Here is a 23,564-nt window from a genome sequence, read left to right as displayed (position 1 = left end):
TGTACGATATATATCCGATGCCAAATATGATGGCTACGAGAATGATTGTGATATAGTTTTCCATTTATTATTTTTCTTCGTTATGAATTACAGCGATTGGTTTCCCGCTCACTTTTTCTTGTAAATGCTGGAAGATGATGAATAAAACAGGAATGATAAACAAACCTAGAATTACTCCTGAAAGCATACCTCCAGCTGCCCCAATACTAATAGAGTGGTTACCTTGTGCTGATGGACCTTTGGCACTCATCATTGGTATTAAACCAACAACAAAGGCAAGAGACGTCATGATAATTGGTCGCAAACGTAATTTTGCTGCCATAATAGAAGCTGCTACTAAACCTTGTCCAGATCTTCTTCGCTGTGCCGCAAACTCCACAATCAAAATGGCATTTTTGGCGAGAAGTCCGATCAGCATGACAAGTGCAACTTGTACGTAAATGTTGTTTTCAATTCCAGTTAAACCAATAGCAACGAATACTCCAAAAATACCTGCAGGGATTGATAAAATAACCGCTAGAGGAAGGATATAACTCTCATACTGTGCAGCAAGTAGGAAATAAATGAATATCAAACACAGTAAGAAAATTGTAGCCGACTGACCTCCGGAAGAAATCTCCTCACGAGTTTGGCCCGAGAATTCAAACCCGTAACCTGCAGGTAATTGTTGTGCTGCTACTTCTTCAATGGCTTTAATGGCATCTCCAGAACTAAATCCAGGTTTCGGAATGGCATTAATAGAAATTGAATTAAATAAATTGTATCTAGAAGCGGTTTCAGAACCATAAATACGAGTTAGTTTCACTAAAGTATTTATTGGCACCATTTCGCCTGTTTTGTTTTTTACAAAGACTCTGTCAATTGCTGTTGGATCGGCTCTGTCATCAATATCGGCTTGAACTACAACTCGGTAATATTTACCAAATCGGTTAAAGTCTGATGCTTGAGCACTACCAAAATAAGCCTGCATGGTTTGTAAAATGTCTTTTACATTCACGCCTAATTGATTTGCTTTTTCATCATTAACCTCCAATTGCAATTGAGGATAATCAGCTTTGAAAGAAGTAAAGGCAACTGCAATCTCTGGACGTTTCATTAATTCGCCGATAAAATTCTGAGAGATTCCACTGAATTTATCCAGTTTTCCTCCCGTTTTATCTTGCAACACTAAATCTAAAGCCTCAACGTTACTAAATCCAGGAACAGTTGGGAAACTGAATACGAAGAAACTTCCGCCAGAAATTCCGCCCAGTTTACCGCGAACCTGATTCATGATTTCGTCAATGTTTTTTATTTCTCCACGATCTTCGTTTGGTTTAAGCAATACGAAAATTACTGCAGAAGATGGGCTAGTAGAGTTCGTCAATAAGTTGAAACCTGAAATTGCGGTTACAAATCGTGAAGCGTCTAATGCTTTTAAAGTATTCTCAGCTTCAGTCATTACTTTTTGAGTTCCGTCTAAAGATGTTCCAGATGGCGTATTTACCGCAATTGCAATAAATCCTTGATCTTCTGTTGGAATAAATCCTGCAGGAGTAGTTTTAACCATAATAACTGTTGCAACAGTAATTAAAACCAATCCGCCTAAACTTAACCATTTTCTTCTGATTAAGAATTTAAGTCCGCCAACGTAACGATTTGTCAACGATTCAAAACTGCTATTGAAAGCACTAAAGAATTTTTCTTTAAAACCTTTTTTCTCGTAAGGTGTAACATGATCGTGAGATCCGTGATTATCTTTTAAGAATAATGCAGCAAGAGCTGGACTTAAAGTCAAGGCATTTACAGCCGAAATTACAATTGCGATTGCCATCGTAAAGGCAAACTGACGATAGAAAACTCCTGTTGAGCCTTCCATAAAACCAACCGGCAGGAATACAGCAGCCATTACCAGCGTAATCGAGATAATAGCACCCGTTATTTCGTGCATTGCTTCATGGGTTGCGATTTTTGGAGACAAACGTTTATGCTCCATTTTCGCATGCACCGCTTCGACTACCACAATGGCATCATCGACCACAATACCAATCGCCAGAATTAATGCGAAAAGCGTTAAAAGGTTGATCGAGAATCCGAATAACTGCATGAAGAAGAACGTTCCTAAAATTGCTACAGGTACAGCAATAGCCGGGATTAAAGTTGATCTAAAATCCTGAAGGAAAATAAATACCACAATAAATACAAGAATAAAAGCTTCGATCAAAGTATGTTCAACTTGTTCGATAGATTGATCAAGAGAAACTTTTGTACTGTAAAATATATTGTGTTTAATGCCTTTTGGAAAATCTTTAGAAGCCTTTTCCATCATTTTATTTATTGCAATCTGAATATCATTCGAGTTAGAACCCGCTAACTGAATCACCCCAATTACAATTCCTTTTTTACCATTTAAACGAGTTAAACTGTTGTAAGAGTAAGCACCCAATTCAACTCTTGCTACATCTTTTAAACGAAGAACAGAACCGTCTGCATTGGAACGAATTGCGATATTTTGATAATCTTCTGGTTTGGTAAGTTTTCCTTTGTATTTAATAACGTATTCAAAAACTTCTTTGCTTCGCTCTCCAAATTTTCCTGGAGCAGCTTCCAAACTTTTGTCCTGAATCGCACCCATAACTTCGCTTGGCGTAACGTTATGAGTTGCCATTTGTGTCGGGTTTAACCAAACACGCATAGAGTAATCTTTTACACCACCAAAAATACTGGCAGAACCTACACCCGGAATACGTTTTAATTCGGGAATAATATTAATTTGTGCATAATTGGCAACAAAAGTCTGATCGTATTTTGCTTCATCATCGGTATACATACCAATTGCCATGATGAAAGAGTTTTGTTGTTTTGCCGTGATAACACCTTGCTGAACCACCTCTGCAGGCAATTGGCTTGTTGCTTGTGCCACACGGTTTTGAACGTTTACCGCAGCCTGATCGGCATCTGTTCCTAATTTAAAGAAAACAGTAATCGCCAAAGTACCATCGTTGCTGGCAGTAGAACTCATATAAGTCATGTTTTCTACACCATTTATAGACTCTTCCAGAGAAGGTGCCACAGAACGTAAAACCGTTTCTGCGTTGGCTCCCGGATATACCGCCGTTACCAAAACCGATGGTGGCGCAATATCAGGAAACTGTTGTAAAGGCAGTTTAGTTAAACCTAATACCCCCAGAATAACCAATAAAATGGAAATTACGGTTGCCAGTACAGGTCTTTGTATAAATATTTTGAACATTGTGTTTTAGAATTATTTTTGATTAGTTACTTCGGCAACTTTAGTTGATTTTTCAGGCTGAATCGCTTGTCCGTCCTGAAGTTTGTCAATACCGCTTAATACGATTTGGTCGCCTGTTTTTACACCTTCTTTAATTAAATAATTAGTTCCGCTTTTACCCACAACCGTAATAGGCATTTTGGTTACTTTGTTGTCTTTGCCAACAGTAAATACAAATACTTTGTCCTGCATTTCAACTGTAGCCGACTGTGGAACCAAAATCGCATCGTCGTGATTTAATCCTAAACGGATTCTTCCTGTGTTTCCAGAACGAAGCGTTCCGTTTGTGTTTGGGAAAGTTGCTCTAAGCGTGATTGCGCCTGTAGTTTTATCAAACTGACCGTCAACCATATCGATTTTTCCGGTTTTTGGATAATCAGTATTGTCAGCTAAAATCAAGTTAACCGGAGGCAGTTTTTTGATTTTATCTCCTAAAGAATTTCCAGCGTATTTCGATTTAAAGTTGATGAAATCTGTTTCGCTTAAAGAGAAATAAGCAAAAACTTCATGCACATCTGAAAGTGTAGTTAAAGGCTCAACATCTGAAGCAGAAACTAAGCTTCCTTGTTTTTTAGGCAGTCTTCCAATATAACCGCTTACAGGAGCAGTAACATTTGTATATCCTAAGTTGATTTTAGCAGAACCAACCATTGCTTTTGCTTGTTCAATATTTGCAGCAGCAATTTTTTGAGAAGCTTTAGCCGTTTTTAACTGATAATCAGAAACAACTTTGTTTTGTACAAGCGGAGTCAGTTTATCTACTTCTAAGTTGGCGTTGATTAAAGCAGCTTCAGCAACATGAAGACTTGCCAAAGCATTGTTTAACTGCTCGCGGAACGGACGCTCATTAATTTTGAATAAAGTCTGTCCTTTGCTTACATAAGCACCTTCGTCAACAAAAATTCTGTCAAGGTTTCCGCTTACTTGCGGACGAATCTCAACGTCAACAGTTCCTTGTATAGAAGCAGGATATTCATTGTCTGTAGTAGTGTTAGCACTCGTGATAGCCAATACAGGTAAAACCGGTGGAGGCGGAGCAGTAGGTGCCTGATTTTTATCAGCACAGCTGCTTAAAACTAAGGCCAGAATAAAACTGGTTATAATTACATTTTTCATTTTCATTGTGGTTTTAATTGGTTGAACATTTTCTCGGATTAATTCTTTGGGCATTCTGGCATTCTCGGGATTCATATTTAATTGAATTAAATTATCTAACGTTGTTAAGTAAAAGTGCACAAACTTCCAAACTTTAATCATTTTCAATTCTGTTCTTAAATCAGTATTAAAATATTTAACGGTGTTAAGTAAAAGTCTAAAAAAAGAGTTTTATTACTTCGATTAAATTTTCTAACAGTGTTAAGTGAAAGTTATAAAAAAAAGGATTCTATGTTATCCCGTTTAAATCATTTTACACTGTTAAGTAAAATTGAAAATTTTTTTATTGTATGGATTTGATGATACCACCAATGGCATCTTTCAAAATTTGAGCATTAATTGTTTCTAAAATATCACTTTTGTTAATGATGTTGATGGCGATTAAACCATGAATAACAGAAAAGAAAGTGAAGTACTTTTGTTTTATGATATCTTGACTCGGATTGCTGTCTTTCATTACTTCAGCAATTACCTGAGTAAATAATTTGTAAGGTCCCTCTTGAGCCGAACATCGTTGTGCACAGCAGGTCATTTGAACACCAAACATTAGTTGATACATTTCAGTATTAGTAAAAGCGAAGTCCCAATAAGTCATCCACATGGCTTCCAATTGATCTTCGGGTTTTTCAAACTTGTCTATTGCAGTCTGTAACTCTTTAGTCAGTTTAACAAAACCTTTGCCGGTCAGTTCTTCTAAAATTGCTTCTTTATTCGAGAAATATTCATAAATAATAGGAGCAGTATATTCGATTCTGTCGGCAATTTTACGCATACTCAAACCATTCCAGCCTTCATCTTTTACGATATCATAAGCAGCGTCAAGAATATTATTTCTTGTCTCTTCTTTTTGTCTTAAAATTCGATCTTTGCTAGCCATTGTATTCAAGTATTAAATCGTTTAACACTGTTAGGCAAATGTATGGCGGATTTTCGGATTTCAAAATATTTTTATCATAATATTTTCTTATCGTGTCATAGATGGCTTGAAAAAGCTTGATTTTATTGATGTTTTTGCTTTTAAATATTTTTCAGGAGCAGAACATTTTTCGTTTTTAAGAACGTTTTGTCCCGCTCTACATTATATTTTTTGTGGTGAACCCCACCACAAAAAGATGCCATTTCGATCGGGGCTAGGAGAGAACGTGTTTTTTTCATAAGAACTTTGTCAAATTTTAAAACGAACAATTTCCTCTCAGAAAAATTCCGGAGGAATGAAATATTTATAGATTGGGGATACGCAATTTGCAAAAAGCTCCAGCGGAGCGACATATTAATTATGATACATTTAAAGAATATTTCACCCCGCTGGGGCTCTTGCAAAACGGAATTACTATTTCTATAAATATTTCGTCCCGCTGGGACTTGTTATAGAATACAATTTTAGCGTTTAGTTTGTCATCCTGAGGAACGAAGGATCACACTCGCAAATCGACAAAGATTGGATTTCGCAACTAAATAATACGTAAAAAGAAATTGCAAAATCCATATCAGACTAAACGAAGTCGAAGCTCTCAATAATAATAATCGATGATTCTTATCTTACAGGATATTTTTCTGGATTTTGAGAAGTATGAAAAATAGCATTTAGAAATACAGTTTTTGATAATTCATCGACTATGAAAAATGCTACGTATGGAAATTTTTTAAATGGAAGATAACGATAATTAGTATCGTGAATTTGATAGAAAGGATTTAATTGTAATGCTTTATAAACTTTTTTATAATCATTAAGAAAGTCTAAAGCTACTTTTTTGCTGACTTTTAAGATATAATATTCTAAAGCTTCTTCAATATTTTTTAATGCAATTGGAGAAACTATAACTTTATAATTCATACTTCTTTTTTAAATCGGTATAAACAGAGTCAGCATCACTGTAAAGGCTTTTATCTGAAATAATTTGATCGTTCAATATATGCTGTTGTTCTTCAGATAACTCATATGGTTTTACAGTAGCTATTTCAAATTTAATCTTTAGTGCTTTCATAAAAGCTTTTACAGCTTCTATTTGAGAAGCGTCTTCTGTATATGCTGTGATGTTAATTGCTTGCATGATATTAATTTACTAAAGTTGATTTACAAAGTTAAGACAAAAGTCTAATTTTCATGTTAATCTCTATGATTTATTTGTATGCTTCGTTAGTGCGAATTGCATTTTTTCGTAACATTACAATAAAAAAATGAAAACGCTAACTATCCTAAAAACCACAATCGCTGTTTTATTTTTCCAACAGACCTTTTCTCAGGAAACCAAAAAAGAAACTCCGCAATACACCATCGAAAACTGTGTCAACCATTTTGATATAAACAAAGCTACCAAGACCAAAGTCGGATACCAATATTGGTTTGCCAATAAAGATTTTACTCAAGAAAACACTTTAAAAATGAGTATTGTCGAGCCTGGAAAATCGACACACGTGCCACATCATCATCCTGAAGAAGAATTTTTCTATATCTTAGAAGGAACCGCCGAATTCTTCCTCGACGGAAAAACCGTTACAGCAGGTCCAAATACTAGTTTCTATTGTCCGCCAAATGCCGAACACGGAATTAGCAATGCTGGAAAAACTGACTTGAAATATTTGGTTATTAAAAAGGATTTGAGATAGTTTATTTTCTTGTGTTTTGGAATCTTTTGGTTGTGTTTTCAAAAGAATTAAATTGGCATTTAGGACAACATCAATCAGCATGTTTTTCAAAGTAATTAGAAGCCATTTCTACGATCGCCTCTTTGGTTGTAAAACTGTATTGCACTCCGTGATTGAGCGTATAAGAATCTCCAAGCTCGGGAAAATGCTGTTTTCCATCTATATGAAACGGATCCAGAACCGACAGCCAGAGATTGCGATGCCGATCTTTAAAATAAAACTGATCTTTATCTGAAACGACTAGGATTGTTCCATTATCATTATCGAGAATCGAAGTATGGTTGCTGCCTTCAAAATCACCCATAATGGTAATATTGGTGGCGTATTTTTTGGACGTTAGTTCTGCAATTTTCTTTTTTAATGGCATAAGAAGTGGTATTTAATTTGTCTTGAGGCCAGTAAATTTAAAACTGCATATTTTATCGATATTACCCCTAAAAGTTTTTTTTGTATTAAAATAAGGTTTTTTTCTTGTTCGAGAATTCAAGTGAAGTCTTCAATTCTCGTTTAGACTAGAAGCATAGATTTCAATAAAATATCAAAACCTCGATCTTATGGATCAAGGTTTTGATTTAAAATTTTTGTTTTTTCGATACGTTATCTATAATTCTAATGTGATCAAATAAAGAATGAAAGCAAGCAGTATTGATCCAATTCCGACTAGTAGTATCGGATCGACTTTATCAAAAAGCTTAGGTTTTTTAGGAAGAGCATATACAATGGCTGTCAAAATAGAGATCGAAAACAAAATCAGAAAAATTCTTTTTCCTCCTCCAGTGTCTTCTTCATTTCGGCATCTAAGATTGAGGTATTCTTTATCATTTTTTACTAGCGAATGAATTTCACAAGTATTTTGCGTATTGAAATCATCCAATTCATTTTTTAAAATAGCAACTGAGATGGTATCTCCTGTTTTTATTTCATTTATTACTTCCTCGTCATTAACACAACTATAGTCATAACTAGCAATCTCAAAAGTACTTTGATTGTCAGTGCAATTAAATTCAATCCATTTTCTGCTTCTTTTTCCTTTTCTTTCTTTGAATTTAGGAGCGTTCGAAATAATCAGGCTTTCATAAACTTCAAGGTCTGATTGTTCTATGGCATAACTTCCACTAATAACTTTAATAAAAAAATAAGTTCCGAAAATGAGACACAATACAGATACAACTAAATAGCCTTTTTGTTTTTCGTTCCAATCATTGATGTTGTTACTCATACTAAAGTTTGTGATATTTTGTACTCAAAAATAGGAATATTTTTGTAGAGATTTTGGGTGCAGAATTGTTTGTGTTTTTTTGCAATCTTGTTATTGCGGAGCGGCATAATTTAAACAGTCACTTCTTCAAATTTCATGGTATAAAATAGTAAACCAAATTGACATCAATCTTATATAATTTTAGCTTAATTTTTAATAAATATTTGATTGTCAATTAATTAACTTTTATTAAAGAAAGCTTTAACACGGTCTATTTTTTCTGGCTTTCTCAAATAACTAATTTTAGGTAAATCAAAATTAATAACGTTTTAAATATTTGAAATTATGAAAAAGAATATCGCCATATTAGCCACAAACGGTTTCGAAGAATCAGAATTAGCATCGGCTAAAGCCTATCTGGAAGAGCAGGGCTGGAATGCAGATATCGTTAGTTTGAAATCTGGAACCATCAAATCTTGGAAAGACGGAAATTGGAGCAAAGAATATAATGTTGATGTCGTATTAGATCAGGCAAATGAAGCCGATTACGATGCTTTGGTTCTGCCTGGAGGAGTTATAAATCCTGATTTATTAAGAAGGGAAGAAGCTGCAGTAGATTTTGTACGTTCCTTTTTTGAAAGTAAAAAGCCAGTAGCCGCTATTTGTCATGGACCTCAAATTCTGGTTGATGCTGATGTTTTAGAAGGTCGAAAAGTAACTTCGTTCTTTTCTGTTAAAAAAGATTTGAAAAATGCCGGAGCGCAATGGGAAGACTCAGAAGTAGTCGTAGACAACGGATTAGTAACCAGCCGAAACCCAAATGATTTACCCGCTTTTAATAAAAAGATGGTCGAAGAAATTAAAGAAGGAATACATGAACGCCAGAGAGCGTAAAAAGTCGTTTTCTTTTAGATTTATAAAAATTATAGAAAATGCAAGATCAATTTTGGTCTTGCATTTTTTTATTGCGTAGCCCCTAGTTTTAACTAGGGGATTAAAAGATTAAATAGTAACAAGGCTTTAGCCAAAACACTCATTTTGGCTAAAGCCTTACTGTGTTTTTTATTTAAACCTCCAGCTGAAGCTGGAGGCAATTGATTCTTTTAATTAAAATGTGTTTTTTAAATCTGCAAAAGAAAATTCCGGAGGAATGAAATATTTATAGATTCAAAAAACGCACCGACCAAAAGCTCCAGCGGAGCGGCATATTGTAGACAAGATTTCACCCCGCTGGGGCTCTTTTGAAATGGGAAAAATTATTTTCTATAAATATTTCGTCCCGCTGGGACTTTCTCAAGACAATTCATATAATTTTAAAAATGATTATTTCTACTAATGATTTTATACATTTGGTATATTATAAAGTCGATAAATATAGAAATTGTATTGAAAGAAAAATCTTTCTTTTTAAAATAGTTTTCTTACATTTGAAGTTCTTAAATCTTCACATTAAGACAACATAAAATTTGCCTTCGTGCTATGTAGTAAAGCTCCGAAAGGACTTTGACGCCGTGAAGAAGCGTAAGACTGCTAAGGTATGAGGGCTTTTTCTTAAATTCTTCACTTTATGAAAAACAACACCCTTTCCAAAGAAGCCGAAACAAGGCTAATTGATTTTTTTAACCATATTATAGATCCAGAAGATATGGCTAAAATCTTAAGACAAGTAAATTGCATTTTAGCTCTCGGCGTAATGCGACAACATGAGACCCTCCAAATTGGACTAACCAATTTTGAAGACAATTATTATTGGCTCAATGAATTGGCAGAGATTTTGAATCCTTATTTGAGTGAGGAGTAAGGTTTATGAAATGGAAAAACCTCGACTTTTTTATGATCGAGGTTTTTTGTTTTTTAATTAAAGTCCAACAAATTCAGAGGCGTTAACTGTAACAGCTTTTTCAAGCTTAACTTGTAAGTTTCTGCAAACAGTTTTTAGGTCATCCATAGCTTGATTTGAAGATTTTCTTGGATGCCACATTGTTGTATTTGGTAGTAAATAAGTTTTTGGATCATTAGGATTTTTAAAACGATCCAAATAACCTAGTTTTTCTAATGCATCCTTAACTGATGAATGTAATTTGTCAATATCATAAGATATTAAGACGTTTGCAACTGTTGTTCCCATAAGATTTAATATTTAAAATTTATGGGAATTTAATATGTTCTTAAATCTATTTTTTATGGTTTTCCATAAATAATTAGAAAATCTATTTATTTTATTCTATATCTCATTTTTGTAAGTGAGATTTAGATATAATTAAAACAGTTACTAAACTTAAAAAATATGCACACTTTCGATTTATGATATTGAAGAAAAAATCTGAATCGACAATATCAATGCTACGAATATTATTATCTTGAGAATTTTTTAAATGAAAAAAACGGTTTCTTATAGTTATAATAAAACTAGAAAACTCAGAAAATTTTATTGCTAATCTTTTATTTTGTATATCTTTAAAATCATCAAAAATTGATTTATCACATATGGATTTTAAAGTTTTATAAATTCTTTCATTGTAATCCTCAAATTCAGATGTAATGTTTATGTCAATAGTTAAAACATCATAATTTTTCTCAATACTCATAACTTTTTGAATAAAAAATTTAAAAACTTTTAATTCACCTTGGTCTTTATCTCCGCTGAATAAACCCTTTAAAGAGTCGAACGATTTAGAAAAATCCTTTGTGCTTGCAGCATACATAACAGGAAAGGAATAAGATACGTATTCTAAGATTCTGTATAAATGTAAAAATGCAATTGTATGGTTTTCTTTATGAGTGTAGTAATAAAAGTTGCAAAATTCATTGTTTAGAGCTTCAAAGAAATCTTTGTTTCTTCTTTTTAAATGTATATTAGAAACTGCTTCCGAAATATCTTTGAGAGCAAATGAATCTGAAATATATTGTGGTAAAATTTCTAAGTTTGATTTACATTTTTTTCTTAATTCTGAAAACAGTATTTGCATTGCTTCGGGAAATCCCTCCTCAATTTCTTTTTTCTCAACTTCATTGACACTTTTTAATTCATATGTTTGATCTAAATAATTAATAGATTGTTCAAAAGTTTCATCTCGGAATACTTGCTTAATTTTTAATGAACCTATCAATCCTCTTAATATTAAATAGAAATCTGGACTTTTATTTATTCTTAGTTCAGGATATTTTTGCAGAATTGAATCATTTCCACTTTCTTCATAAAATTCAAAAAGGTCGTTCATTAATCAGTTGCTGTTAAATCAAAGAATATATCATTAAGTTCATCTTGACTAGAATTTTGGTACTTATCGATATTTTGAATAAACTCTCTTGAAAGTTCTCTCCTAAACTTACCTAGATTAATTTTAGAAGGATTTAAAAATTTAAAACTTTCTTCAAACTTATGTAATTGTTCTTCTAATTGTTCAGAACTAAATTCAAATAATACCTTATATGAATTTGCAAAACCAACACTTAAGCCGATAAAATTGTTAACAGTTTGAAACCAATTAAGGCAGAATAAATTAGTAGAATTTTTATCAACAAATTTTATTAAATCTTCAAATTCAATTTCATTATCTTCAAGATCATTATCTAAAATTCTTCCAACTAAAATCTCGTCCATTTTTTCTTCAATAATTTTCGAGTTCTCATTGTTAACATTCTTAGTAAGAAACGCCATATATCCTTTTGCAATATCTCCAAGACTGAATGAAAATTTCTCAGGTTTTCTAGCTTTTTCTTTTTCAGTTTGGACTTTGATATTTAGTTTTGAAAAATCGAATAATTCATGAGTTAAAATTTCAATTTGATGTCGCGGTGTCATTCCTCTTTGACCGTTGTTTAAAGTAATCATTCTATACAACAACTTATCTTTATTTTCAGCAATTATTATATTAAAAAAGATCTCTTTTTCAGAATTAAATTCTGGTTTTTCTGAAGCCCTTTTTAAAGTTGTTAAACGTTGAATACCATCAAGTATAAATCCATGCTCAATATTTTTATTTACATATTCTTCGAAATTACTTAATGATTTTATGCTATAATCTTTATTAATAAAAGCTAAAGTTAGGGGAGGCATTAAACATCCCAATAAAATGTCACGTTCAAGTCTTTTATAGAATTTTGTATCTAAAAACTTACGTTGTTCCTCTAACTTATTAATTAGAGGAAATATTTTGTCTAAAGTGTAATTATAATCTGTTTGGGCTAGACCACAAATACCACTAATAACATTATCATTTGCAATGTTATAAATTTTCATAAATATTTAATTTTATTCGAATATACAAATTATACCAGCAAGATTTAAACAATATTGAAATATCATAATAATTAAAGATGTAAGTTTAAAAAAAAAACAGCTCTCAAATTAATAAGAGCTGTCTTTAGGCAAATTTTTAAATTTGCATTCCTAAGAATGCGTACAGTTTTTGGTAATCACTAAATTGAAGACTAAACGCAGGTTATTCGTTTATGACATCGCCTTCCTTAGTTTCTTCGCTGGCAATTTTTACCAGTTTATCGTTTGGAGTTAAGTCGCCGAAAATTTCGATTTTATCTTCGATTTCTCTTCCTTTTTTAATGTCCACTCTTGTCGCTTTGTGGTTTACTACTTTTACGACATATAAACCTTCCGCAGAATTCACTACCGCAGATTTTGGCACTACAAATGTGCTGTCTTTCGCGTTAAGTGGTAACAAAACTTCGGCAACCATTCCAGGCAATAAATTTCCTTTGGTGTTGTGAACGTCCATTTCAACTCTTTCAGAACGTAATTTTAAATCTAAAGCGCCAGACATTCTGGTAATTTTAGCGGTAAAAGTTTCTGGCAGCGATTTTACATTAAAACTCATTTCATCGCCTGGGTGTAAATATCCTGTGTATAGTTCTGGAACAGAAACCGCCAAACGTAATTTACTTTGCTCTTGAATCGTCAATAAAGGCAAATCTGAACCTTTTCCTGCTGGACCAACAAATGTACCTAAATTGACATTTCTTGCCGCTACAACGCCGTCAAAAGGAGCACGAATTTCAAGATATCCTCTCATAATCGAAATTTCTTTATGAGCTGCAATTGCTGCTTGGTATTGTGCGTAATCAGAATTCTTTTTTCCGCTTGCCATTTCTAAATCGTTTTTAGAAATCGTTCCTTCAACCTTGCTCGTTTCGTACAAACGGTTGTACGTGCTTTTGCTTGTGGCATAAATCGCTTCCATCGATTTCAATCTAGATTCGGCCGCTGCTACTTGCGAACTTATTTCTGGCGCTTCTAAAACGATTAAAAGCTGTCCTTTTTTTACTTTCGTTCCAATATCAACTTTTAAGGTTTTTACGAAACTGCTCACTTTTGCATATAAATCAACTTGTTGAAAACCCGTTAATTCGGCAGGCAAACGCAATTCTGTTGTTAGTTTTTCTTTCGCTAAAAGGAAAGTTTCAACTTTAGGTTCAATTTCTGCTTTAACAGGTTCTTCTTTTTTAGAATTACAGCTGTTAAGGAAAAATACTGCTGCTAGAAACAGCGGGCTATATTTTATAATTTTAGTGTTCATTTTTTGGTTTTAATGATGAGATATAATGGATGCTTTCTTCGTCTTCAGGATCTAAAGAAACCGATTGTGTCGATGTTTTTTCTTGTGCCCACGCAAATATCTGCGGAAGGATTAATAATACGGCAAAAGTAGAAAATAATAATCCACCGATAACCGCTCTTCCTAACGGAGAAACCTGATCGCCTCCTTCGCCGTGTCCAATTGCCATTGGCAACATACCCATAATCATGGCAACAGAAGTCATGATAATCGGACGAAGACGCAACGCTGCTGCTTCTCTCGCAGATTCTAAGGCATTTCCGTTTATTTTTCGAAGCTGTTCGGCATTCGTAACCAAAAGAACGGCGTTGGCAATAGAAACTCCAACCGACATGATGATTCCCATATACGATTGTAAGTTAAGCGTAGAGCCTGTAATGGTCAGCATTAATAAAGCTCCTAAAACTACGGCAGGAACCGTTGTTAAGATTACCAGCGAAACTTTGAACGATTGGAAATTAGCGGCCAGCATTAAGAAGATTACAAACACAGCGACCAATAATCCTGTTTGCAAGCTGCTTAATGTCTCTGTCAATACAGTACTTAATCCGATTGGCGTGATAAACAAACCACGAGGTAATTCGCCCAATGAACTAATTGTTTTGCTCACATCTTTTGATGCCGTCCCCAAATCGGTTTTATAGATGTTTGCTGTCACGGTAATGTATGGCATGGCCCCCAAATTGTCATTTTCTCCACTCACAAAACCTGGTGTAATTTTGGCAACGTCACTTAAAACAGGACGAAGCGAATTTTTTAATACCGGAATTTCTCCAATATCGGTTTTGCTTTTCATTTTGTTTAAAGGAACTTGAACCTGAACAGAATACGATAATCCTGCTTTTTCGTCGACCCAGTTATTTTTTTCTGTATAACGTGAAGATGAAGTCGAAGCGACAAGCGAACGCGAAATATCATTCATATCAACTCCCAATTCAGCTGCACGGGTTCTGTCAATATCAATATTCATTGCTGGATAATGAATTGGCTGTCCGATTTGCACGTCTCTGAAATACGAAATCGCTTTTAACTTGTCTACAATTTGAGTAGCGTATAATTCGTTTTTCTTTTTGTCTTTTCCGGCAACTCGAATCTCAATTGGAGTAGGAGAACCTTGGCTTAAAACTTTATCTGTCAATTCGATTGGCTCAAAAGAAAGTTTAGTGTCTGGCAATACTTTTTTAAGTCTTGCTCTAAACTCATCTTTAAAATCGTCCATATCTTCCTCGTAATCTTTTAAACTCACTTGGAAAACAGCTTCGTGAGAACCAGCCATGAACAGATAAATCGGGTTGATCGAGAATAGAGAAGGGTGCTGGCCGACATATACAGATGTAATTCCGATATGATCTTTTCCGACCATTTTTTCTAATTCTTTTAAAACAATTCTGGCTTGTTCTTCGGTTCTTTCTAGACGCGTTCCGTCAACGGCACGCATTCTTAATTGAAATTGGCTTGAATTGGTTCTCGGGAAAACGTCTTTTCCGATGAAATTAATGAACAGAATTGCTAAAAGTGTTGCTCCAACTAAATAGGTTACCGTTGTTATTTTTTTATGAACAAACAAACGATCTAAAAGGCGCATGAAACGATTTCTGAATCTTTCGAAACCGCTTACTTTTCCATCATTGTTGAAATCTTCTCTTTCAACCAAATCCCTTTTCTGACCAATTAAATTTTGTTCAGATTCAGGCGTTAATCCGCAAGCATTAAACTCTGCTTCGTCGTCTGTAATATTTGGTTCGTGTTCGTGTTTAACATGGTCTTTCATCATCCAGTTGGCCATTACAGGGACAAAAGTTTGAGATAATAAGAAAGAAATAACCATTGAGAAACCAATTGCTAAAGCCAAAGGCAAGAACAACGCTCCTGGAATACCAACCATGGTAAATGCTGGCGCAAATACGGCTAGAATACAAAGAAGAATCAATAATTTAGGTAAAGCAATTTCCTGACAGGCATCCCAAATGGCGAGTGCTTTTGGTTTGCCCATGTCGAGATGCTGGTGAATATTTTCGATTGTTACCGTACTTTCATCCACCAAAATACCAATTGCAAGAGCCAATCCTGATAATGACATTAAGTTGATCGTCTGCCCGAATAATTTCAGGAATAAAACCCCTGAGATAATCGAAATTGGAATCGTCATAATTACAATTAAAGCTGCACGACGGTCACCTAAGAATAATAAAACCATTAATCCCGTTAGAACCGCACCGATAATACCTTCAGTAATCAAACTTTTAACCGAGTTGATTACATAAACCGATTGGTCAAATTCATACGTAATGTTTACATCTTCAGGAAGCGTGCTTTGAATTTTTGGAAGTTCTTTTTTCAATTTCTGAACCACATCCCAAGTCGAAGCGTCTCCCGCTTTTGCGATACTAATGTAAACCGAACGTTTTCCGTTTACTAAAGCATAACCTGCTGTAATATCGGCACCGTCTTTTACAGAGGCAACATCGCCTAATTTTAAGTTTTGAACACCGCCTTTAAATAACGGAATCTGCTCAAAATCTTTAACTTCTTTAATGGTATTATTAGTTGGCGTAATATAGTTTTTGTCGCCCATACGCACGTTTCCAGATGGAGCCGTTTGGTTGTTTAAACGAATTGCGTCAACAATCTGGTCTGGCGTCATATTATGAGAACGTAATAAATCTGGATCTACGTTTACCTCAATAGTTCTTGGACTTCCTCCAAAAGGTGCTGGCGATAATAAACCAGGAATTGCAGTAAAGGAAGCACGAACATAAACGTTGGCTAAATCCTGCAGTTCGTTGTTTGAACGTATTTTACTGCTCAAAACCAATTGACCAATTGGAAGTGAAGAGGCATCAAAACGAATGATAAACGGTGGCTGTGTTCCCGGAGGAAAAGCCGCTTGAATTCTGTTTGAAAGCGCACTTAACTCGGCAGCAGCCTGAGCCATGTTGGTTCCTTCATAATAGGTTAATTTCATAATCATTAACCCCTGAATATTTTTGGTTTCTACCGATTTGATACCGTTCGAGAAAGGTAAAACGTTTACGTAGTTTTTGGCAAAATAAGCTTCCATCTGGTCTGGCGTATAACCTCCAAACGGGTGCGCGATGTAGATAACCGGCAAATTCATTTTTGGTAAAATATCTACCTTAATGTCTCTGATGGCACCAATTCCGAAGAAAAATAGACCCGCAACCAGTACTAAAATGGAAATGGGTTTGCGGAGTGCAAAACGTATTAAATTCATTAGGATTTATAATTAAAATTCATTTATAAATAAGTCAAAATTTCCTGTTGCAGCGACTTTCAATAAGTACGACTGCCATACATTATTATTGACAATATCTCGATCGATTTCAGCGCGATTTAGCGTAAACATGGTTTGAGTTAAATCAGTTAAATCAGTTAAACCATTTTTGTACAAGGTCGATTTCTGAATGTAAGCTCTTTGCGCGGCATCAACCTGAATTGGCGCTTCGGCATAATTTTCCAAAGTAATTTTGATTTTATCTTCGGCAAAAGTCAACTGCGATTTCAATTCTCTATCAGCCTGATTGTATTCTTCCTGCAAAGCTTGAGAAACAAATTTCTGAGCGCTTACTTGTTTGCTTGATCTGAAAGGTGTGGTTAAATTCCACGTAATTCCAACTCCAACCAAATAATTGGTACGATCTGGATTTACGCCATCCCAATAATTTCTTGTAAAAGCATTTTGATTGGTTGCATACGAATTGTCAAATCCCGACGCTCTGGTTTGTAAAACCCCAAAAGCGCTCATTGTTGGATAATAGAAACGTTTGTACAATTTAACCTGCTGATTGCTGTAATCGATTTTAGTTTTATAGAATTGTAATAAAGGGTGAAGACTGTCTGTAGCAGTTTCTTTGGTTACCAATTCTTTCGGAATCTGAGTTACAAATAAAGTATCAGTAACAAAATCCTGCGGCGCAACGCCCATTAAATCGACTAATTTGTTGTTTTGTTCCTTAACAAAGTTTCTGGCTAAGTTTAAAGCAATTTTAGCTTTAGAAACTTCAGCTGTAGCCAATGTAGAATCAACTCCTGCCAATAATCCGTTTTTAACTCTCGCAACGGCAGTCTTTTTGAAAACTTCTGCGCGAGAAAGGTTTTTTTCTTGTGAAATCAGTAATCTTTGGCTTGCCAATAAATTCAGATAAGCAGCTGAGATTTTGATTTCCTGCTGAAATTTTTCCTGCTCTAAATCTTTTTCTTTAGCCTGAACATCAATTTTAGATAAATTGATTTTCTCCTGTGTTTTTCCGAAAGTGAAAAAATCCCAGTTCATGTTGACTAAATAAAGTGCACCAAATGCCGAATTCCAGTTTTGTTCTGGTAACGGAAGACCTGATGAAGCAACTCCTAAACCTCCAAAACCATAAAGCGGTCCGTTTTGTCCGTTTACAGTTCCGTAATCCTGCTGTGCCGATAAATTCAGGTTGGGCAGATAATCACGGCGAGATTGTTTTAGAGTCTCTTTTGATGCATTGGTGTAATTGTTTTTTGCTCGAATAGAACCGTAGTTTTCAAGACCTATCTTTACAGCTTCTTTTAAAGACAGGGTTTGAGCATAGCCGGCTGAGGCAAAAATCAATAAAAATAAAAAGGTAATTTTTTTGAAATACATAAACTCAATGTGTGAATAGAAATGTTTTTTGATGAAACAAATTTATTTCTCTTACACTGATAAAAGTCAGGTTAAGTGATGTACTGCACTAGTAAATGACGAATTGAATTGGTCATTTTTTGAAAAAAATAATTAAATATTTGTTCGTACTTTGTAAACTATTTCACAATTAAGAATGAACAAAAGAATTGATAACATATTGGATAACAAATGGTGGCAGGAGGTTGCCGTTGTCCTTTTCTCCTTTACAATCTATACCCTAAAAAATGACTGGATGCTGTTTAGCTCTTTCATTTCTATTGCAATGGGTGTATTTTTTTATTGCATTTTATACATGCATGCTCAATTTAATCGCTTTTTTATCCTTCCGATTTTATTCAAAGCAAACAAACCTTTTACCTATATCATTTTAACGCTTTTTGGAGTTTTTGTATTTTCGGTCATTTTGTATGAAATTACAAGGATGGATATGTTTGCCAAATGCCATTTGTACCAAAACTCGCATCAGAGAAGTTATGCGTACCAACTGGCGAGTGTTTTAGGAACTTTGGTCTGCATTCTGAGTCCGATTATTGTTTTTAAGTTTTATCGTATTCACAGAAAACAAACCGATGCGGCTTTATTGTTCAATCAAATGCAATTGAATTCATTGAAAGGACAATTAAATCCGCATTTTTTGTTCAATACTTTTAATACGCTTTACGGAATAAGCCTTCAGTTTCCAGACAGAACGCCCGATTTAATTATGAAGGTTTCGCAGTTAATGCGTTATCAGTTGGAAAGCAACAGCAAACAATGCGTATCTTTAGAAGATGAACTGGAGTTTATAAACAGTTATGTACAGCTAGAAAAAGAGCGCGTAGGCTATAGATGCGAAATTGATTTTGAAAGTAAAGTAGATATCGAATACACGTATAAAATTTCTCCGATGCTTTTAATTGCATTTATCGAAAATGCCTTTAAACATGGAACTTGCGCTATTGAAAATTGCTTCGTAAAAATTACTATTACGGTCGAAAACGGATTATTGCATCTTCATGTTGCCAATTCAATTCCGAAGAAAAATGATGTGATTTCTACCAAAATAGGTTTGAAAAATACCATTGAACGTCTGAATTTAATTTATGGGAAAGACTATAAATTAGACGTTCAAGACGATAAACAGACTTATATTGTAGATTTAGAAATACAGCTTAAAAAGTTTGTAGGATGAGAGAAACAAAGAAATGCATTATTGTAGATGATGAACCCGCTGCGCATTATGTTTTGGCTAATTATATAAAACAGAATCCGCAGTTAGAATTGGTTTTTCAAGGCTATAATGGCATTGAAGCGATGAATTATCTTAGAGAAAATCCAGTCGATTTAATGTTTCTTGATATCAATATGCCTGAAATTTCAGGGATGGAACTGCTTAAAATTCTCCCAACACATCCTAAAACTATTTTAACTACAGCATATTCTGAATTTGCGCTTGAAAGTTACGATTACGGTGTAATTGATTATTTGCTGAAGCCGATTTATTTTCCAAGATTTCTAAAGGCAATTGACCGTTTTTTTGCGACCGAAAGCGTGAAGCAAAAAACCGAAGAGACTGTAAATTCGGTTAGCGTAAAAGTAGATGGTTATTTGATGGATATTGAATTGGATCAGCTTTTATACGCACAGAGTTTTGGCAATTATGTAAAACTTCACACGACAAAAAGAACGTATCTGGCATCCATTACCACAACAGAATTTGAGAAGTGTCTTCCAGAAAAGAGTTTTATGCGTATTCATAAATCATATATCGTGGCGCTGGACAAAATTGATGCTACTGAAAAAGATTTTGTAGTGATTAAAAACGAAAGAATCCCAATTGGAATTACGTATAAAAGAGAGCTAACCGACCGATTAAAAAAACTAGAATTATAACTGAATACTTGATTTTAAAGGGAGTTTTTTCTGCGGATAAAAAATGTTAATTTCTTCATGTTATCGTAAGAGAAAAAGTATTAATTTTAATACGTTGCTAAAGTTTAATTTTAAAAAATGAAACTATGAAAAACGTGTTTTTGTCTTTTACTTTTTTGTGCAGTAGTTTTTTAATAGCTCAAGAGGGAACCAATATGAAAAAGGAAATCACACCTCCAGAAAAGGTTCGGTTTGCTTTTGAAAGAGAATATCCGGGAAAAGTGCCGATCTGGTCTGAGGAATATGTTGGCGATGATGCAGATGAAGTTAGATTTGAAGCGAGATACAATGTAGATGAAAGAACAAAAGCGGTAGCGGTTTATGATAATCTTGGAAACATGAAAGCGTATGAGCTACAGATTCCGTTTAAACAGCTTCCGATAAAAGCGCAGTCTTATTTAAAAAAGAATTATAAGGCAAAAGCCATTCAGGAAATTGCAATGGTTGTAGACGATAAGAAAAAAACAACATACGAAGTTGGAGTAACAAAGGATACTAAATTTTATGATATTGTTTTTGATGCAGAAGGAGGCTTTGATGTTTCAATTGATAAAAATTAATGTGAAATAAGTTTATTTTTGTAGGAAAAATACTTTGTTTTATTATATTTACTTTTTTAAAATAAATGTAATATGAGAAAGATTTTTTTACTAGTTTTCTTAATTTCAATGAGCTTTGTGAAAGCTCAAAATGGAACTTTAGTACCACCTGACAATGTGTTGAAAGCATTTGAAAACCAATATCCTAAGAAAAAGGCAATATGGGATCTTGAATACAGTGGTGCTGGTGATGATGTTACTTTTGAAGCAAAATTTAATGCAGCTCCAAAAACAATCGCACTTGCAAGATATGATAAAAATGGAGCTTTTAAAGCTTATAAATTGCAGGTACCAATAACAAAATTACCAAAGAAGGTTCAAACTTATTTGAAGACTAATTATTCTGTTAAGTCCTATAAACAGTTTTTTTCTGTTACGGATAATACGGATATAAAGACATACGAAGCAGGAGTAACTAAAGATTCAAAGTTTTATAACTTAATTTTTGATCAGGATGGTGAGTTTTCTAAAAAAGTTCAAATTCGATAAAACGGCTTACTAATTCAAATATTATTTGAAATGACAAACCCGATAAGTTTTTAATGCTTATTGGGTTTTGTTTTTTTGTTTCAGGTTTCAAGTTTCAGGTTGATATTCTTTGTCTATTTTAACCGCAAAGTACGCAAGGTTTTTTCTAAGCTTTATGTTATATAAACGCGAAGTTCGCAAAGCTTTACGAAAAAAAACTTTGCGAACCTTGCGTAATCCCTAGCGTTCTTTGCGGTTAAACTTGAAACTTCAAACCTGAAACCTGAAACTTCCTTACAACATCATTCCACCAGAAACTTCAATTCGTTGTGCATTTACCCATCTTGCATCTTCGGTGCATAAAAAGGCAACAACACCTCCAATATCGTCAGGAAGACCAACTCTACCTAAAGCGGTCACAGAAGCAATTTGCTGGTTCATTTGTTCATTGTCGCGAACTACGCCACCTCCGAAATCAGTTTCTATGGCTCCAGGAGCAACTATATTGGCTCTAATTTTTCTTGCGCCCAATTCTTTTGCCTGATATTTGGTTAAAGTTTCCATTGCGCCTTTCATAGAAGCATACGCTGTATAACCAGGGAAAGAAAATCTTGCCAAACCAGTTGAAATATTTACAATTCCACCGCCATCGTTCATTACGTTTAATCCTTTTTGAGTTAAGAAAAATGGGCCTTTGAATTGAATATTAGTCAATTGATCGAATTCAGCTTCAGTTGTTCCAATGAAAGAATTGTGAATTCCGATTCCGGCGTTGTTTACTAAGAAGTCAAATTTATCTGTTTTAAAAGTGCTTTTTAAAACCGATTTTACTTCTTCAAAGAAAGCATCAAAAGTTCCTGATTCTGCTACGTTTAATTGTAATGCAGCTGCTTTTTGACCTAAGTTTTCAATTTCCGAAACTACTGCGTCAGCTTCTTCTTTTTTGCTGTTGTATGTAATAATTACATCCAATCCTTTTTTTGCAATCGCAATTGCCATATTTTTTCCTAAACCTCTGCTACCGCCTGTAACTAGAGCTATTTTTGTGTTTGCTGCCATGTTTTTAATTGTTAATTGTTAATTATTAGTTGTGAATGATGAAATGTTAAATGTTTTAATTTACAATTCACCATTAATCATTTACCATTAATTATGCATTGCATTAAAATGATTTCTTAATTCTTCTGCGCTTGCGTTTAATCTTGTTTCGCTGGTTCCGAAAGTTAGTTCTTGTCGGCCTTCTTTTAATTGTTCGAAAATAGCTTCGATAAAACTGCTTACGCTTGGATGTGCGTCGTGAAGTCCGATTCCGCCTAAATCAGTATTTAATGCTGGCGGAATAATTTCTATCACTTCAATATTTTTCTCTTTTAATAAGTGACGAAGCGAAAGTGTAAACGATCTAAAAAAAGCTTTTGTAGCCGAATAAACCGGAACTTTTGCAAAAGGAGAAAATGCTAATCCAGAAGTTACATTCATCACGGTTTTAAGTGATGGCAGCTGAATAAATAATGAAGTTAAATGTAAAGGCGCTTCAATATTGGTATCGATTTCAGCTTTCATACTTTCGTAAAAATCAGCATCTGTTATTGATTTCCAGTTTTGAATTCCTGCGTTATTGATTAAAACGTTTAAATCAGGATGGTTTGTTGTAATCCATTCGTAAAGTGCCACGCGTTCTGCTTCTACAGATAAGTCGCAAACTTTTGTAATTACAGACGGAAACTTTGCTTTAACGTCGTTTAAAACCGATTCTCTTCTTCCGCAGATAATCACGGTATTGTTTTCCTGAATAAATCGTTCGGTAAGTCCAAGTCCGATACCGGTTGCACCTCCAGTTATTAAAATTTTGTTGTCTGATAAATTCATCTTTTCGTTCTTTAAATTTGATGAGACAAAGGTAGGAGCGAAGTAGAGTTGGGAAGTTGTAAATATCAAACCGATGTTTGCGAAATTCAAATCACAAGTAATAAATTCCAATTTTTAGAAATTCCAAATTCCAAAGCGTTGCTTTAAACTTTGTCAAAGTTCGAAACTTTGACAAAGTTCTCGAACCTGAAACCTAAAA

Annotated in this window: 22 protein-coding genes; 7 read left to right on the top strand and 15 right to left on the bottom strand. The window is 34.2% G+C overall.

Annotated features, from left to right (window positions below; all coding sequences use genetic code 11):
* Positions 1-67: 67 nt before the first annotated feature.
* The 5 genes from ABXT06_RS18795 to ABXT06_RS18775 all read right to left on the bottom strand — a co-directional run bounded on the left by ABXT06_RS18795 (position 68) and on the right by ABXT06_RS18775 (position 6,477).
* Positions 68-3,232, bottom strand: coding sequence for an efflux RND transporter permease subunit (locus ABXT06_RS18795; protein WP_354592121.1), 3,165 nt, complete (start codon positions 3,230-3,232; stop codon positions 68-70).
* Positions 3,233-3,244: 12 nt separating this feature from the next.
* Positions 3,245-4,462, bottom strand: a complete 1,218-nt coding sequence (locus ABXT06_RS18790) for an efflux RND transporter periplasmic adaptor subunit (protein WP_354592120.1) — start codon at positions 4,460-4,462, stop codon at positions 3,245-3,247.
* A gap of 247 nt (positions 4,463-4,709) precedes the next feature.
* On the bottom strand, positions 4,710-5,303 hold the full coding sequence (locus tag ABXT06_RS18785) for a TetR/AcrR family transcriptional regulator (protein WP_354592119.1): 594 nt from the start codon (positions 5,301-5,303) through the stop codon (positions 4,710-4,712).
* A gap of 657 nt (positions 5,304-5,960) precedes the next feature.
* Complete coding sequence (locus ABXT06_RS18780) at positions 5,961-6,260, bottom strand: type II toxin-antitoxin system RelE/ParE family toxin (RefSeq protein WP_354592118.1); 300 nt, start codon at positions 6,258-6,260, stop codon at positions 5,961-5,963.
* A complete protein-coding gene (locus tag ABXT06_RS18775; RefSeq protein ID WP_354592117.1) occupies positions 6,250-6,477 on the bottom strand; it encodes a DUF2683 family protein in 228 nt (75 codons plus the stop codon). The genes ABXT06_RS18780 and ABXT06_RS18775 overlap by 11 nt, the downstream gene beginning before the upstream one ends.
* Before the next feature lie 127 nt (positions 6,478-6,604).
* Between ABXT06_RS18775 and ABXT06_RS18770 the strand changes: the two genes are divergently transcribed.
* On the top strand, positions 6,605-7,033 hold the full coding sequence (locus ABXT06_RS18770; RefSeq protein WP_354592116.1) for a cupin domain-containing protein: 429 nt from the start codon (positions 6,605-6,607) through the stop codon (positions 7,031-7,033).
* A gap of 70 nt (positions 7,034-7,103) precedes the next feature.
* On the opposite strand, the gene ABXT06_RS18765 is transcribed toward ABXT06_RS18770, so the two are convergent.
* Together ABXT06_RS18765 and ABXT06_RS18760 are read right to left on the bottom strand one after the other, a co-directional pair.
* Entirely contained in the window at positions 7,104-7,439 is a 336-nt protein-coding gene (locus ABXT06_RS18765; protein ID WP_354592115.1) for a hypothetical protein, read from the bottom strand.
* Between the two features lie 234 nt (positions 7,440-7,673).
* The gene (locus ABXT06_RS18760) at positions 7,674-8,291 is read right to left on the bottom strand and encodes a hypothetical protein (RefSeq protein WP_354592114.1); all 618 of its coding nucleotides are present in this window, start codon (positions 8,289-8,291) and stop codon (positions 7,674-7,676) included.
* 324 nt (positions 8,292-8,615) lie between these two features.
* Between ABXT06_RS18760 and ABXT06_RS18755 the strand changes: the two genes are divergently transcribed.
* Complete coding sequence (locus ABXT06_RS18755) at positions 8,616-9,164, top strand: type 1 glutamine amidotransferase domain-containing protein (protein ID WP_354592113.1); 549 nt, start codon at positions 8,616-8,618, stop codon at positions 9,162-9,164.
* A gap of 673 nt (positions 9,165-9,837) precedes the next feature.
* Positions 9,838-10,071 (top strand): hypothetical protein, encoded by a 234-nt coding sequence (locus ABXT06_RS18750; protein ID WP_119791785.1) that lies wholly within the window; start codon positions 9,838-9,840, stop codon positions 10,069-10,071.
* Between the two features lie 57 nt (positions 10,072-10,128).
* On the opposite strand, the gene ABXT06_RS18745 is transcribed toward ABXT06_RS18750, so the two are convergent.
* The 6 genes from ABXT06_RS18745 to ABXT06_RS18720 all read right to left on the bottom strand — a co-directional run bounded on the left by ABXT06_RS18745 (position 10,129) and on the right by ABXT06_RS18720 (position 18,476).
* Complete coding sequence (locus ABXT06_RS18745) at positions 10,129-10,398, bottom strand: hypothetical protein (protein ID WP_354592112.1); 270 nt, start codon at positions 10,396-10,398, stop codon at positions 10,129-10,131.
* Positions 10,399-10,501: 103 nt separating this feature from the next.
* Positions 10,502-11,491 (bottom strand): hypothetical protein, encoded by a 990-nt coding sequence (locus tag ABXT06_RS18740; RefSeq protein ID WP_354592111.1) that lies wholly within the window; start codon positions 11,489-11,491, stop codon positions 10,502-10,504.
* Complete coding sequence (locus tag ABXT06_RS18735; RefSeq protein ID WP_354592110.1) at positions 11,491-12,513, bottom strand: hypothetical protein; 1,023 nt, start codon at positions 12,511-12,513, stop codon at positions 11,491-11,493. Before ABXT06_RS18735 ends, ABXT06_RS18740 begins: the two co-directional genes overlap by 1 nt.
* A 202-nt stretch (positions 12,514-12,715) precedes the next feature.
* Positions 12,716-13,804, bottom strand: coding sequence for an efflux RND transporter periplasmic adaptor subunit (locus tag ABXT06_RS18730; protein WP_354592109.1), 1,089 nt, complete (start codon positions 13,802-13,804; stop codon positions 12,716-12,718).
* The gene (locus ABXT06_RS18725) at positions 13,794-17,078 is read right to left on the bottom strand and encodes an efflux RND transporter permease subunit (RefSeq protein WP_354592108.1); all 3,285 of its coding nucleotides are present in this window, start codon (positions 17,076-17,078) and stop codon (positions 13,794-13,796) included. The genes ABXT06_RS18730 and ABXT06_RS18725 overlap by 11 nt, the downstream gene beginning before the upstream one ends.
* Before the next feature lie 12 nt (positions 17,079-17,090).
* Complete coding sequence (locus tag ABXT06_RS18720) at positions 17,091-18,476, bottom strand: TolC family protein (RefSeq protein WP_354592107.1); 1,386 nt, start codon at positions 18,474-18,476, stop codon at positions 17,091-17,093.
* A gap of 175 nt (positions 18,477-18,651) precedes the next feature.
* On the opposite strand from ABXT06_RS18720, the gene ABXT06_RS18715 reads away from it, so the two are divergent.
* The 4 genes from ABXT06_RS18715 to ABXT06_RS18700 all read left to right on the top strand — a co-directional run bounded on the left by ABXT06_RS18715 (position 18,652) and on the right by ABXT06_RS18700 (position 21,517).
* Positions 18,652-19,689 carry a sensor histidine kinase gene (locus ABXT06_RS18715; RefSeq protein WP_354592106.1) on the top strand — a complete coding sequence of 346 codons (1,038 nt, stop codon included), beginning with the start codon at positions 18,652-18,654 and terminating at the stop codon, positions 19,687-19,689.
* Positions 19,686-20,390 (top strand): LytR/AlgR family response regulator transcription factor, encoded by a 705-nt coding sequence (locus ABXT06_RS18710; protein WP_354592105.1) that lies wholly within the window; start codon positions 19,686-19,688, stop codon positions 20,388-20,390. The genes ABXT06_RS18715 and ABXT06_RS18710 overlap by 4 nt, the downstream gene beginning before the upstream one ends.
* 194 nt (positions 20,391-20,584) lie before the next feature.
* On the top strand, positions 20,585-20,989 hold the full coding sequence (locus tag ABXT06_RS18705; RefSeq protein ID WP_354592104.1) for a hypothetical protein: 405 nt from the start codon (positions 20,585-20,587) through the stop codon (positions 20,987-20,989).
* A gap of 72 nt (positions 20,990-21,061) precedes the next feature.
* Positions 21,062-21,517: a PepSY-like domain-containing protein gene (locus tag ABXT06_RS18700; protein ID WP_354592103.1), complete on the top strand. Its 456-nt coding sequence runs from the start codon at positions 21,062-21,064 to the stop codon at positions 21,515-21,517.
* 273 nt (positions 21,518-21,790) lie between these two features.
* Here ABXT06_RS18700 and ABXT06_RS18695 read toward each other — a convergent pair whose 3' ends face one another.
* Both ABXT06_RS18695 and ABXT06_RS18690 read right to left on the bottom strand, forming a co-directional pair.
* Positions 21,791-22,555 carry an SDR family NAD(P)-dependent oxidoreductase gene (locus tag ABXT06_RS18695; protein WP_354592102.1) on the bottom strand — a complete coding sequence of 255 codons (765 nt, stop codon included), beginning with the start codon at positions 22,553-22,555 and terminating at the stop codon, positions 21,791-21,793.
* 87 nt (positions 22,556-22,642) lie between these two features.
* Positions 22,643-23,365: an SDR family oxidoreductase gene (locus tag ABXT06_RS18690; RefSeq protein WP_354592101.1), complete on the bottom strand. Its 723-nt coding sequence runs from the start codon at positions 23,363-23,365 to the stop codon at positions 22,643-22,645.
* Positions 23,366-23,564 lie beyond the last annotated feature (199 nt).

This window comes from Flavobacterium sp. UW10123 (assembly GCF_040538975.1).
In the GTDB taxonomy this organism is placed as follows: domain Bacteria; phylum Bacteroidota; class Bacteroidia; order Flavobacteriales; family Flavobacteriaceae; genus Flavobacterium.
This window is presented reverse-complemented; position numbering and strand designations above follow the sequence as displayed.